Genomic DNA, 13501 nt, shown 5'->3' with positions numbered 1-13501 from the left:
GACAAGGAACGGGCACAAGCCCAACAGTCAAGAGGCTATCAAGATGAACAAGATGCTACACGCCCTGGGCGCCTGCGCCCTGATGATCGCAGCCGGCAGCGCCTCGGCAGCCGAGAAGATGACCCTGGGGGTCTCCATCCCCACCGCGACCCACAGCTTCACCGCCGGCATCGTCTGGTGGGCCAACAAGGCCAAGGAGGATCTGGAGAAGGCCCATCCCGATCTCAAGGTGATCGTCAAGACCGCCGCCAATGCCCCGGAGCAGGCCAACCAGCTGCAGGATCTGTTGACGGTCAACAAGATAGACACGCTGGTCATCTTCCCGTTCGAGTCAGCCTCCCTGACCAAGCCGGTGGCCCAGGTCAAGCAGAAGGGGGTCTATGTTACCGTGGTCGATCGGGGGCTGACGGACACCAGCGCCCAGGATGCCTACGTGGCCGGGGATAACACCGCCTTCGGCAAGCTGCCCGCCGAGTTCATCGCCAAGACCTTGAATGGCAAGGGGAATATCGTCGCCCTGCGCGGTATTCCCACCACCCTGGACAACGAGCGCTTCGACGCCTTCAGCGGCGTGATGAAGCAGCACGGGGAGATCAAGATCCTCGACGCCAAATATGGCAACTGGAACCGGGATGACGCCTTCAAGGTGATGCAGGACTTCCTGACCCGCTTCAAGCATATCGACGCCGTCTGGGCCGCCGATGACGACATGGCGGTGGGGGTACTCAAGGCCATCGATCAGGCCAAGCGTACCGACATCAAGCTGGTGTTCGGTGGCGCCGGGGCCAAGGGGGCGATCAAGACCCTGATGGAGGGCAGCGATCCCCGCATCCAGGCCAACGTCTCCTACTCCCCCAAGTTCATGTACGACGCCATCATGCTCACCGCAGAGGCCCGCCTCAAGGGTGAACGCCTGCCGGCCAACACCATCATCCCCTCTGTGCTGATCACCCCGCAGACGGCCAAGGAGTTCTACTTCCCCGACTCCCCGTTCTAAGCAATGGCTGGCGATCGGCACCGCCGATCGCCAGCCCGTCATCCGTGCAACCTTTCACCGTGCTTTGATGCAGGAGTGCCCATGAAGACCATCAAGGGACCGGCCATCTTCCTCGCCCAGTTCATGGGGGACAAGCCGCCATTCGATACCCTCACCGGCCTGGCGGACTGGGCCGCCGGCCTCGGCTTTCGCGGCCTGCAGCTTCCGACGGATCCGCGCCTGTTCGATCTGACCCTGGCAGCGACCAGCCAGGACTATTGCGACGAGACAAGCGGCCTGCTGGCCGAGCGGGGGCTGGTCATCACAGAGCTCTCCACCCATCTGCAGGGCCAGCTGCTGGCCGTCCATCCCGCCTATGACGCCCTGTTCGACGGCTTCGCCCCCCCAGAGGTGCGCGGCAAGCCTGCCGCCCGCACCCAGTGGGCCGGCGAGCAGCTCAGGGCGGCCGCCCTCGCCTCTCGAAGGCTTGGCCTCAGCGCCCACGTCACCTTCTCAGGCGCCCTCGCCTGGCCCTATCTCTACCCCTGGCCCCAGCGGCCCGCCGGGCTCATCGAGGAGACCTTCGCCGAGCTCGCCCGCCGCTGGCTCCCCCTGCTCGATGCCTTTGACGAGGCCGGGGTGGACGTCTGCTACGAGCTGCACCCGGGGGAGGATCTGTTCGATGGCGCCACGCTGGAGCGCTTCCTCGAGGCGACCGGCGACCACCCCCGGGTCAACGTGCTCTACGACCCCAGCCACATGCTGTTGCAGCAGCTCGATTACCTCGCCTTCCTCGACCTCTATCACGAGCGGGTGCGCGCCTTCCACGTGAAGGATGCGGAATTCAGGCCCTCGGGGCGCCAGGGAGTCTATGGGGGTTACGCCCCCTGGCTCGGGCGGGCGGGGCGCTTTCGCTCCCTGGGGGATGGCCAGATAGACTTTGGCGCCATCTTCAGCAAGCTCGCCCAGTACGACTACCCCGGCTGGGCCGTGCTGGAGTGGGAGTGCGCCCTCAAGCACCCGGAGGATGGCGCCGCCGAAGGGGCCGACTTCATCCGCCGCCACCTGATCCGGGTCGCCGAGCGCCCCTTCGATGACTTCGCGGGCAGCGGCCTGGCGCGGGAGACGGTCAGAAGCCTGCTAGGCCTCGGCGACAGCGTAAGCGGTCATCCGGGCGGCAAGATGGGAGAGAAAAAATGAAGAGACGACTGCGTCTGGGCATGGTCGGCGGCGGCCAGGGAGCCTTCATCGGCGCCGTGCATCGACTGGCGGCCCGCATGGACGATCACTATGAGCTGCTCGCCGCCGCCCTCTCCGCCGACCCCGCCAACGCCCGCTCAAGTGCCCTCGCCCTCGGGCTGGATCCGGCCCGCGCCTACCAGGATTACGCCAGGATGGCCCAGGCCGAGGCGGCAAGATCCGACGGCATAGAGGTGGTGGCCATCACCACCCCCAATCACCTGCACGCCCCGGTGGCGCGCGCCTTTCTCGAAGCCGGCATCCACGTTATCTGCGACAAGCCGCTGGCACTGACCCTGGCCGAGGGGGAAGAACTCGCCCGGCTCGCCCGCCAGCGGCGGCGGCTGTTTGCCCTGACCCACACCTACTCCGGCTACCCCATGGTGCGCCACGCCCGCGAGCTGGTCGCCGCCGGCGAGCTGGGGGAGCTGCGCTATGTGCAGGTCGAATACCTGCAGGACTGGCTCGCCAACCCCATCCCCCCGGGTCAGAACAAGCAGGCGGACTGGCGGGCCGACCCGACCCGCGCCGGACGGGCCGGTTGCCTCGGCGACATCGGCACCCACGCCTACCAGCTGGCGGCCTTCATCACCGGGCAGTTGCCAAATGAGCTCGCCGCCCTGCTGCACAGCTTCGTGCCGGGGCGGCGGGTGGACGATCATCTGCAGGTCTGGCTGCGCTACCCCCAGGGGATGCGCGGATCGCTCAACGCCAGCCAGGTCGCCAGCGGCGAGGAGAACCGGCTGCAGATCCGCCTCTATGGCGACAAGGCCGGCCTGATCTTCCGCCAGGAGGCACCCAATGAACTCTGGCTGACCCCCATTGGCGGGGCCAGCCAGCGGCTGACCCGGGGCCGGGTGGCAAGCCCGGCGGCGACCCATGCCAGCCGGGTACCCGCCGGTCATCCCGAGGGTTATCTGGAGGCCTTCGCCCAGCTCTACACGGACGCGGCCTTGCAGATCCACGCCCTGGCGGCGGGGGAGGCCCCGCCCCCCGAGAGCCTGGCGCTCACCACGGTGGAGGACGGGGTGGCGGGCATGCGCTTCATCGAGACCAGTCTGGCCAGCCACGCCGCCGACGGACGCTGGCTGCCGCTCTACTGACCCGCCATGGCGCAAGGCGGGGCCCGCCGCAAACCGGCGGGCGGCCCTCCCCAGACACCGGACAACAAAAAGCCCGCCGACGAGGGCGGGCTCTTCACCTGAGTGGGCTGCCTCAGACGGCCATCTGCTCGTGGGGGGAGCCATGGTGGCGCAGCCAGAGGAAGCTCAGGGCCACGATCAGCACCATCACCACCATGATGGCCCCCAGGGTCACCTGCCCTTCCATCGGGAAGCTGGCGGCCAGCAAGGTGACGATACCTGCCCCCAGGTTCTGCATGCCCCCCAGGATGGCCCCGGCGGTGCCCGCCTGACCCGGGAAGGGCTCGATGGCGCAGGAGGTGGCGGTCGGGTAGAGGATGCCGCTGCCGATGAAGTAGACAGCCGCGCCCCCGACCAAAGAGGCCGCACTCACCACCCCGAACAGGCCGGGCACCAGAATGATGAGGGCCCCCAGCCCCAGGAAGGCGATGCCAAGGCGCATCAGCTTGCCCTGGCTCAGGCGAAAGCTCAGACGGGCCGAGAGCCAGGCGCCGAACAGGTAGCCGGGCAGCGGCAGCACGAACAGCACGCTCACCGTGCGGGCGCTCAGTTTGAGCACATCGCCGAGCAGCACCCCGGCAGCCGCTTCGAATACCGCGAGTCCCGCGAAGGTCGCCATCAGGCAGAGCAGGTTGCCCTGAAAGCGCGGGTTGCCGAGCACGTGACGGTAGGCGGCGCCGACCCGCAGCGGTTGCTGACGGGCGCTCGCCGGCAGGGTCTCGCCAAACCAGGCCAGCAGGGCCAGGGTGGTCAGGGCGCCGAAGCCGAACAGGAACCAGTAGCCGGCGCGCCAGTTGAACAGCTCGGTCAGCCAGCCCCCCAGCACGGGTGCCAGCAGGGGGGAGAAGATCACCCCCATGCTCACCAGGCTGTTGGCGCGGTTGAGCTCGGCGCCGCTGTAGCGATCCCGCATCACGGTCCGGCTCATGGCGCCACCGGCCCCCGTGCCCAGCCCCTGGATGAAGCTGCCGGCCAGCAGGGCGGCAAAGTGCGGGATCAGCTGAATGGTCAGGGTGCCCACCAGAAACACCATCATGCCGATGAGCAGCACGGGGCGACGGCCGATGCGATCAGACAGCGGACCGTAGACGAACTGGGAGAGGCCGTACGGGATCAGGTAGCAGGCCATCACCGCCTGCAACTGGCCGGAGGCCACATGAAAGTCCCCCGCCATCATGGGAATGGAGGGCACATAGAGGGTCTGGGTCATCTGGCCCACGGCGACCATCAGAATGGTCAGGAAAAACAGCGGATAAAAACTGTGCCGATACATATCTCAGTCCCGAAAAATCATCGAAAAGCTGCCCGCCTCTGGCAGAGAACCGCAGAGGGGATCCAATAAACAGGGTCAATCAAAGGTGAAACGCAAGGCGGAGGACCCGCACCCGCCAGGAGCAGGACGCTCTTTGGCTTGCGGTGATCTTAGTGATTCATGTCACAAAAAACGAACGAATCTTTATAATCTGCTTTCCCAAGTTTTTCTAATGTGACGGGGCCTGCGGCCCCGTCGAACTGACATCGAACGGGAGCGAGGCGCCTGTGCCCAGGCGCCCCGCTCCCCTTAGCCCACCCGCCCCAACCCGGCAGGCGCCAGCCCGTGCTCGGCTGTGCCCGCCGCCCCCAGTCGCAGGCAGCGCCCGGCCACCTTGCCCGCCAACGCCTCGTCATGGGTCACCAGCAGCAGGGCGCAGCCTATCTCCGCCAGCTCACCCAGCAGGCAGGCGATGGTCTGCTGCTGGCTCAGGGGATCGAGCCGGGAACTGGGCTCGTCGGCAAACAGCAGCACGGGGCGCAGCAGCAGAGCCCGGATCAGCGACAGCCGTTGCAGCTCCCCCCCCGACACCTGGCTCGGCAGCCGGCTCAGCAGCCGCTCATCGAGGCCGAGCCTCGCCAGATAGTCGGTGAGGGGCTGGCGGGGCAGCCGGTGCAGGCGCAGCAGATCGTCAAACTGGGTGGCGAGACGCACCCGGCTGGCGAAGGCCTGCACCGGATCCTGATAGAGCTTCTGCCAGCGGTGGGGGGCTATGCCCCCCTGGCGCAACACCCGCCCTCGCAGCGGGCGCTGCAACCCCAGCAGCACATTGCCGAGGGTGCTCTTGCCCGCACCGCTCGGCGCCATGATGGCGAGCCGCTCCCCCCGGGCCAGTGGCAGATCGAGCCCCTCGAACAGGGTCTGATCCCCGTAGCCCATGGCGAGCCCCTCCCCCCTGAGCAGCCAGTCGCCGGTCGGAGGATGCACGGCCTCGGGCCAGGCCGAGGGCTCCGCCGCCAGCAGGGCGCGGGTGTAGGCATGGGAAGGCGCCTGCAGCACCTGCTCGGCGGGCCCCTGCTCCACTATCTCGCCCCCCTTGACCACCAGCACCCAGCCCCCCAGCGCCCGGGCCAGGGAGAGATCATGGGTGATGGTCAGCAGGTGGCGCCCCTCGGTCAGATAGCCCTGCAGCAATGTCTGCAACCTGGCACTGGCCCGGCGGTCGAGCCCCTTGGTGGGCTCGTCGGCGATGAGCAGGCGCGCCTGCCCCAGGGTGGCGGCGGCAAAGGCGGCGCGTTGGGCCATGCCCCCGGAGAGCTGGTGCGGGAAGTGGCGCTCCCGCCCGGCAAGCCCGAGCCGCTCGAGGGCGTCCCGCGCCCGCGAGCGCGCCTCTTTGCCGCCCGCCAGCCAGCTCTCCTCCACCTGGGGCAGCAGCCCCATGGTGGGGTCCAGCGCCAGCACCGGCTCCTGGGGCAACATGGCCAGCTCCCGCCCCCAGAGGACGCGCAGGGCGCAGGGGTCCGCCAGACTGTGGCACAGGCCGCCCATCGCCATCTCACCCCGGCCGCGCAGGGGGTCAGGCAGGGTCCCCATCAGGGCATGGGCCAGCAGGGATTTGCCCGAGCCGCTCTCCCCTATCAGGGTCAAGGCGCTGCCTGGGAGCAGGGTGAGATCCAGCGCCTGCAGCAGGGTCTGTCGACCGTCATCCACCTGCAGGCCCTTGATATGAATGGTTGTCATGGGGTGACTCCTTGCGGGGATCCAGTATGAAGGGTGCCCTTCTGATTGAGCAGCACCAGGGCCAGCAGCATCACTCCCATCACCAGTATGGGGGCCAGCAGCAGGCGGGGCGCCTCCTGATAGTGGGGCAGCGCCTCCGTCATCATCAGGCCGAGCTCAGGGGTGGGTGGCTGGATGCCCACCCCGACGAAGCCCAGGGTCGAGAGAGTCAGGATGGCCCCCGCGAGGCCAAAGGCCATCATGGTCAGCAGCTGGGGGGCCAGCTCGGGCCAGAGGTGGCGCCGCAGGATGTGGGCGTTGCCAAAGCCCAGCAGCCGGGACGCCTCCACCTGGGGCGAGGCAAGCAGCGCCCGGCTGCGGGCCCGCACCACCCGGTAGTACTCCACCCACTGGGCCATGGCCAACCCGAGATAGAGGATGGCGAAGCCCCCCTGGGCCATGGCGGAGAAGAGCAGCACCAGCAGCAGGCTCGGCAGGGCCAGCACGCCGTCGGCCAGGCTGCGCAGCAGGCCGTCGACCCAGCCGCCGCGCCAGGCTGAGAGCCAGCCCAGCAGCGACCCCAGCAGGGCCGCCGTCAGGACGCACAGCATCCCCAGCAGCAGGGAGAGCCGGGTCGCCGCCGCGAGCCGCGCCATCAGGCTGCGGCCCATCTGATCCCGCCCGAGCGGCTCCTGCCAGGAGGGATCGGCCAGGAACTGCACCAGATCCTGGGCGGCGGGATCGGGCCAGAACACGGGGCCCAGCAGGGCGAACAGCACCACCAGCAGGAGCAGGCTTGCTCCCGCCTTGACAGAGAAAGACATGATCAGGACTCCTTGGGACCGCGGGGATCGATGGCGAGGCAGAGCAGATCCGTCAGGGTATTGAGCAGCACGAAGAGCGCAGCCAGCACCAGCACGGTTCCCTGCACCATGGGGATGTCGCGCCAGAAGATGGCATGTACCAGGGCATGGCCGATGCCGGGCCAGGCGAACAGGCTCTCGACCACCACGACCCCTTCGATGAGCAGCACCAGCTGCACCCCTGTGTAGGCGATGACGCTGACCCCGGTGTTGCGCAGGCCGTGACGCCTGAAGACCCGGGCGGGCGAGAGCCCCTTGGTGAGGGCGAAGCGGTAATAACCGGACTGCACCACGGTGAGCACGCTCTCGCGCACCACCCGGGAGAGCACGCCCGAAAGCCCCAGCCCCAGGGTGAGGGCGGGCAACAGCAGGTTGCTCCTCTCCCCGTGACCGGCAGCGCTGACCCAGCCCAGCTCCACCGAGAGCAGCACCATGAGCACCAGGCCGAGCAGGAAGGGAGGCAGCGCGCGCATCAGCACGCTCCAGCCCAGGGTCAGGCGATCGCACCATCCCCCCGGACGCAGGGCGCTCAGGCTGCCGAGCGGCAGCGCCAGCAACAGGGCCAGGGCCACGGCGGCCACCGCCAGGGACAGGGTGGCCCCCAAGTGGTGGCCCACCTCGCTGGCCACAGGTGCGCCCGTCACCAGGGAGCTGCCAAGATCCCCCTGCAGCAGGGCGCCCAGCCAGTCACCGAAGCGAGAGAGGGCCGAGCCGGCCAGCCCCAGCTCGCTTCGCACCGCGTTGGCGGCCTCGGCGGTGACATAGTCATAGCCGTAGCGGCCCGCGGCGATACGAAAGGCGATGTCCCCGGGCAGAGATTGCACCATCAGAAAGCAGAGCCCGGCCACCAGCAGCGCCACCATCAGCGCCTGCACCAGCCGCTGGCCCAGTATTCCCATGACGGCAGAGAAGGGCGCCGCTGTCATTGTGCACTCCATGTGAGTTTGTCCAGACGGTAGCTGCGCTCCTGGGGATCCAGCTCAAAGCCCTTCAGCTCACGGCTGACCGCCGCGCTCTGGCGATACCAGGCGATGGGCAGGAGAGGCAACTCCTGCTGCAGGGTGGTGGCGATGTCACGGCGCAGTGCCGCGGCCTCCCCCGCGGGCAGGGTCTCCTTGCCAAGGCGGGCCAGTGTTTGCTCCATGGCCGGGGATTGCCAGTTCATCACCCCCCAGTCGGCACCGGCGGGGGCCAGATCCCCCAGCAGGGTGACCAGGGGATCCGGCACCAGGGCATAGTTGCGGGCATAGAGGCCGAGCTGGAGCGAGCCATCCTGATGACCGGCCGGGATCTCGCTCGAGTTGCCCACCGCCACCTTGAGGTCCACCCCCACCGCCTTCCACTGCGCCTGCAGTGCCGTGGCCAGCAGGGGCAATTCCGGGCGATCCGGGAAGGTGCGCAGGGTCAGGGCGAAGCGCTCCTCCCCCTTGTGCAGCACGCCATCCGCCCCCAACAGCCAGCCTGCCGCCGCCAAGGCCGCCTGAGCCGCCTTGACGTCATAGGCGAGCGGGGTCAACCCGGGTTGATGCCACTCCCCCAGGGTGGGAGGGAAGAGCTGGGTCGCCGCCATCTCGGGATCCCGCAGCAGGGCAGCCGCCATGCCACGGCGATCGATGGCGAGGCTGAGGGCGCGGCGCACCGCCGGATCCTTCAGAAGAGGATCGGCCCCATTGAGCTTGAGCTGTATGGTGCGCGGCAGGGTAACGGAGACGATGGAGACCCGGGGCGCCTGCTGCAAGCGGCGGATGCTGACCGGATCCAGCCCCCAGGCGATGTCGGCCTGACCGCTCTCGGCCATCAGGGTGCGGCTCTCGGCGCGGCCCACCGTCAGGTAGCTCACCTGCGAGATGGCAGGCTGGGGGCCCTGCCAGCCATCGAAGCGCTCGGTCTCGACTCGCTGGGGCTGCTGCAACCGGGTGATGCGATAGGGGCCAGAGCCGATGACCTGGGTCACCTCCCCCTTGGCATCATAGGCCCCCTTCGCCAGGATCTGGGTGCTGGGGTGAGCCAGCACGGCGGCCAGGGGCGCGAAGGGGCCGGTGAGGGTGACCAGCAGGGCCCCCTCATGGGCCTCGATGGACGCGATGGGGGCGCTGGTCATGACGCCGGGCTTGCGCCATGCCTGCTGCAGGGCAAAGGCGACCTGCTCGGCGCTCACCTCGCTGCCATCGTGAAAGCGGGCCCCGGGGCGCAGGGTGAATCGCCATTGCAGGCCATCCTCGGAGTGAGACCACTGGCTGGCGAGCCCGGGCTGCAGATTGCCCTGGCTGTCTACCTCGACCAGGGTCTCCGCCACCTGCATGCGGGTAAAGAAAACCCCGTTGCTGGCAGGGTCGACACTGTGGATCTCCCAGGGCCCCACCATGGCCAGCGGCTTGCCGTGAGCAACATTCATCCCGGCCATCAACACCAGGGCGCACCATCCCCAACGGGCGTGTATTTTTGTCATCCTTTCCATCCAAACGATAATGATTACCAACCAAGATCTGGCGTTATAACATAACAATTAATCAGAATGAATGACTTTTCATTTTTGATAGATGGCTTATTTGCAGCGGGAAAGGGGGAACAGATGAGCGGCCCAGCAGGCGGACAATGGGGCGGCAATCATAAAAAGCGATGGCCCGTCATCGGGCCATCGTCATCATCCTAGCGGGTCACCATCTGCTGTGCCCGCTTGACCTGATCCTCGGGGCTCTCGTTGCGGGGCGGAATGGTGATGCCCTTCTGGCAGGCGGGTTTGGCCTCCATGCGCGCCATCCAGGCCTGCAGATGGGGCAGGCCCTCGATGGAGATGCCGCTCCAGTCATGGATCCGCACCCAGGGCCAGGTGGCAATGTCGGCGATGCTGTACTCGTCGGCCAGGTACTCATGGTGCGCCAGGTGACCGTCGAGCACCTCGAACAGACGGCGCCCCTCCTTCTGGTAACGCTCTATGGCCGCCGGGATCTTCTCGGGGAAGTAGCGGTAGAAGACGTTGGCCTGCCCCATCATGGGGCCGACGCCACCCATCTGGAACATCAGCCACTGGATGGCCTGGGAGCGGCGCTTGGGATCCTGCGGCAGCAGCTTGCCGGTTTTTTCCGCCAGATAGATAAGGATGGCGCCGGATTCGAACACGGCGAAGTCACCGTTATCCCGATCGACGATGGCCGGAATGCGGCCATTGGGGTTGATGGCCAGAAACTCGGGCTTCTTCTGCTCCATGGTCGAGAAATCCAGCGGGATCACCCTGTAAGGCAACCCCAGCTCCTCGAGGGCAATCGACACCTTGAACCCATTGGGCGTGGCGGCAGTGTACAACTCTATCATCTTGGACTCCTTGGTCGTTCAAACGTAATGATCAAGCCTGGGCGCTGGGACGGGCACTCACCCGCTCATGCCAGGCCTGCAAGTGATGCTGGTGCTGGGCGATGCGAAGAGCGACGACCTTGCCGAAGTCGATGGTGCACAGGGCCAGGATGTCGGCGATGGTGAAGCGATCTCCTGCCACATAGGGCCCTCGGCAAGGCGGGCATCGAGCCTGGCAAACCAGGTCAGGGCCTGCTGCTTGCACTTCTCCCCCCACTATGCCCTTCTCCGCCAGAAACATCCTGACCCGGCGGGCGTTGGGGGGCACGTTTCAACTCATAGACCGTCATCTCGCCTCCGTTGTCGGGAACACTGCGGGCCGCTTCCCATTCCCATGAGGAGCAAAAGCCAAACGGCGCAATATCGGTCTGTTATGACAAATATTGCGCCGCTTGAACAGCCCGAATAGAGGGGGATCGGTTAGCTGCACAGCACCACGGGTTGACGCTGGCGCAGCAGGATGAGGCGGGAGAGAAGCGGGAAATAGGACTCTAACTTGCTCTGCAATACCAGGCTGCAGGCGGGATCCGCGAGTTCAGTTTCATCCAGCACTATGCCATTGGAGACGAAGTAAAAGCGCGGGTCCCTGACATCCGGCCCCTGGGGAGGGCTGTCATATTGTCGGTGAACCAGCAGGGGCAGCACGGGCAATCCCAGGGCAGCGCCGCTGGCGGGCCAGACCGGCTCCGGCCATGCCGCATCATCCTCTTCCAGCAGCAAGATGGCCGCCTCCTCCTTCGACGGTTGCCAACTATCCGGTTGTGCCACCCTCACCTCGGTGAAGTAATCCCCCTCTCCACTGGCGGCACGCAGTGCGGCCAGCACACCCAATGTCGTCGCTGCCGACGGTTTTTGACTGACTAATGACAGATTCATGGCTCATGTCCCTATGCTCACCACAGCCTGTTAGCCGGCTGTCGCGATAAGACTAGCCGATAACAGGCCTTTATTGGAGCCGTCAGATCTGCCAGCCCCCACCATGACCGAATGCGGGTACCATGGTTGCTATTCCAGAATATCTTGGTAAGATACCGCGTCCTTTTATCCCCCGTTCTTTAACATCCAGTGGTGAACCTATGCATCCGATGCTGAATATCGCCGTGCGCGCTGCGCGCAACGCCGGTCAAGTTGTAGTAAAAGCCTTCTCCCAGCCCGAGAACATCGAGGCTATCCAAAAAGGCAGCCACGACTTCGTGACCAACGTTGACCGTGAAGCCGAAGCGGCCATCATTCACACCATCAAGAAGTCTTACCCGGAACACAGCATCGTGGCTGAAGAGTCTGGTGAGATTGCCGGTACCAATCCGGATTACCAATGGATCATCGACCCACTGGATGGCACGACCAACCTGGTCAAGGGCATTCCGCACTTTGCCGTCTCCATCGCCCTGCGCGTCAAGGGCAAGACCGAACAAGCCGTCGTCTACGATCCCATTCGTGACGAGCTGTTTACCAGCACCCGTGGCAACGGCGCCCAGCTGAACGGCTACCGCATCCGTGTCGGCAAGGCCAAAGAGATGGCTGGTACCGTACTGGCCACCGGTTTCCCGTTCAAGCAGAAGCACCACATCGAGCCGTACCTGAAGATGTTCCAGAGCATGTTCATCGAGTGCGCCGATATCCGCCGTGCCGGCTGCCCCGCCCTGGATCTGGCCTATGTGGCCGCTGGTCGCATCGACGGTTTCTGGGAAATCGGCCTGAAGCCCTGGGAAACGGCCGCCGGTGAGCTGCTGGCCAAGGAAGCCGGTGCCATCGTCACCGACTTCGTGGGTGGTCACAACTACGAAAACTCCGGCAACATGGTGGTTGCCAACCCGCGCGTCCTGAAAGAGATGCTCGGCAAGATCCGCGAAAACCTGCCGGACTCTTTGGCTAAATAAGCTGGCCAGGTCAGTCGCAAACCCTTGAAAAAAATGCCAGTCGGCCCAGCCGACTGGCATTTTTTTATCTCAGTGATCGGGAAAATCAGCCGCTGCAGCGTGGAACCGGCCCCTGCCAAGTTCCAGATGAGCAGGCTAGAGGTGCACGGTTATTCACTTTAGATGGTGCCGTTACGCCCCATGTTGATCACGACCCGCCGGTTCTTGGCTCGGCCCGCGTCCGTCTCGTTAGAGGCCACGTGCTGTTTCTCGCCATGCCCCTCCACCGAGATCTTGCCCTCCTCGATGCCGAGATCCACAAACACCTGCTTGATGGCATCTGCCCGTTTCTCGGAGAGCTTCTGATTCGGCCAGCGACCGCCGTAGCTGTCGCTGTAGGCGTCGATCACCACCACGTCTATGCTCTTGTCCGCCTTCACGTAGTCGCCGATCAGCGCCAGCCGCCGCCTGGAGGCAGGCGACAGCTGATCGCTGTTCTTGTCATAGGAGAGCACGCTGAAGGCGATGTCGTTGAAGCTGTAGGGCAAGAGGCCGCTCAGGCAATCCATGAAGGCCTGGTATTTGACCCTGAAGTTGACCGAGGAGAGCGACACCCGCACCGGCCTGTCCTGGCGATACCAGTCTCTGTACTGGAAGGTGGGCATGCGCCCCCCCTCCAGCTCGTCCAGCATGGTCCAGGCGGTTTGCCCCGCCACCAGGCCGTCGAACTGCTGATAGAACTGCAGCTGGCTTATCTGGCGTCCGGAGACACCGGGGCGCCAGCTGGGGGGCATGATCCCGAGGCTCACCGTCTGGGTCCTGGCCTGCGGCCGCTGCCCCTTCAGCTCGAAGTCCAGGTTGATCTTGCGACCGGCCCGGCTGACGAAGGCGCCCGTGCCCCAGCGGGGTATGGGGTGTTCGAGACGGCACTCCACCTGAGTATCCGAGGTCAACCGCCAGACGGATTGATCCAGACCGGCACCGAACTCGGTCACTCCCGCCTGCAACTGCATACTCACGGATATGCTGATCAACCCTAACACCCAAGCATTCAACGGCTTGCCCTCCACACGATCTCGGATTAACTATCGGCAGCGGCA

The 13501-nt window shown here is 65.8% G+C and carries 13 protein-coding genes; 4 read left to right on the top strand and 9 right to left on the bottom strand.

Annotated features, from left to right (window positions below; genetic code table 11):
- Positions 1-43 precede the first annotated feature (43 nt).
- From AC3WR3_RS09255 to AC3WR3_RS09245, 3 genes are all read left to right on the top strand, one after another.
- The gene (locus AC3WR3_RS09255) at positions 44-997 is read left to right on the top strand and encodes a substrate-binding domain-containing protein (RefSeq protein WP_492291712.1); all 954 of its coding nucleotides are present in this window, start codon (positions 44-46) and stop codon (positions 995-997) included.
- Between the two features lie 81 nt (positions 998-1078).
- Complete coding sequence (locus AC3WR3_RS09250) at positions 1079-2176, top strand: sugar phosphate isomerase/epimerase family protein (protein ID WP_492291711.1); 1098 nt, start codon at positions 1079-1081, stop codon at positions 2174-2176.
- Positions 2173-3318 (top strand): Gfo/Idh/MocA family protein, encoded by a 1146-nt coding sequence (locus AC3WR3_RS09245; RefSeq protein ID WP_492291710.1) that lies wholly within the window; start codon positions 2173-2175, stop codon positions 3316-3318. The genes AC3WR3_RS09250 and AC3WR3_RS09245 overlap by 4 nt, the downstream gene beginning before the upstream one ends.
- 112 nt (positions 3319-3430) lie before the next feature.
- Here the strand turns inward: AC3WR3_RS09245 and emrD are convergent, their stop codons facing one another.
- From emrD to AC3WR3_RS09205, 8 genes are all read right to left on the bottom strand, one after another.
- Positions 3431-4630 (bottom strand): multidrug efflux MFS transporter EmrD, encoded by a 1200-nt coding sequence (gene emrD / locus AC3WR3_RS09240; RefSeq protein ID WP_202045974.1) that lies wholly within the window; start codon positions 4628-4630, stop codon positions 3431-3433.
- 288 nt (positions 4631-4918) lie between these two features.
- On the bottom strand, positions 4919-6349 hold the full coding sequence (locus tag AC3WR3_RS09235; protein ID WP_492291709.1) for an ABC transporter ATP-binding protein: 1431 nt from the start codon (positions 6347-6349) through the stop codon (positions 4919-4921).
- Positions 6346-7152, bottom strand: a complete 807-nt coding sequence (locus tag AC3WR3_RS09230) for an ABC transporter permease (RefSeq protein WP_492291708.1) — start codon at positions 7150-7152, stop codon at positions 6346-6348. The genes AC3WR3_RS09235 and AC3WR3_RS09230 overlap by 4 nt, the downstream gene beginning before the upstream one ends.
- Before the next feature lie 2 nt (positions 7153-7154).
- Positions 7155-8117 carry an ABC transporter permease gene (locus tag AC3WR3_RS09225; RefSeq protein ID WP_492291707.1) on the bottom strand — a complete coding sequence of 321 codons (963 nt, stop codon included), beginning with the start codon at positions 8115-8117 and terminating at the stop codon, positions 7155-7157.
- Positions 8114-9640, bottom strand: a complete 1527-nt coding sequence (locus AC3WR3_RS09220; protein WP_265436662.1) for an ABC transporter substrate-binding protein — start codon at positions 9638-9640, stop codon at positions 8114-8116. Before AC3WR3_RS09220 ends, AC3WR3_RS09225 begins: the two co-directional genes overlap by 4 nt.
- A 200-nt stretch (positions 9641-9840) precedes the next feature.
- The gene (locus AC3WR3_RS09215; protein WP_139439479.1) at positions 9841-10503 is read right to left on the bottom strand and encodes a glutathione S-transferase family protein; all 663 of its coding nucleotides are present in this window, start codon (positions 10501-10503) and stop codon (positions 9841-9843) included.
- A gap of 31 nt (positions 10504-10534) precedes the next feature.
- Positions 10535-10684: a glutathione binding-like protein gene (locus AC3WR3_RS09210; RefSeq protein WP_392459587.1), complete on the bottom strand. Its 150-nt coding sequence runs from the start codon at positions 10682-10684 to the stop codon at positions 10535-10537.
- 278 nt (positions 10685-10962) lie between these two features.
- Complete coding sequence (locus tag AC3WR3_RS09205; RefSeq protein ID WP_139439478.1) at positions 10963-11418, bottom strand: hypothetical protein; 456 nt, start codon at positions 11416-11418, stop codon at positions 10963-10965.
- A 200-nt stretch (positions 11419-11618) separates the two neighbouring features.
- Here AC3WR3_RS09205 and suhB point away from each other — a divergent pair, with 200 nt between their 5' ends.
- A complete protein-coding gene (gene suhB / locus AC3WR3_RS09200) occupies positions 11619-12422 on the top strand; it encodes an inositol-1-monophosphatase (RefSeq protein ID WP_139439477.1) in 804 nt (267 codons plus the stop codon).
- 158 nt (positions 12423-12580) lie between these two features.
- On the opposite strand, the gene AC3WR3_RS09195 is transcribed toward suhB, so the two are convergent.
- Positions 12581-13456 carry a flagellar protein MotY gene (locus AC3WR3_RS09195; protein WP_193558756.1) on the bottom strand — a complete coding sequence of 292 codons (876 nt, stop codon included), beginning with the start codon at positions 13454-13456 and terminating at the stop codon, positions 12581-12583.
- Between the last annotated feature and the right edge of the window lie 45 nt (positions 13457-13501).

It is taken from the genome of Aeromonas sp. EU05-FHT14A05, assembly GCF_058791175.1.
Note: the sequence above shows the minus strand (reverse complement) of the source record. Positions and strands in the feature narration are given on the sequence as shown.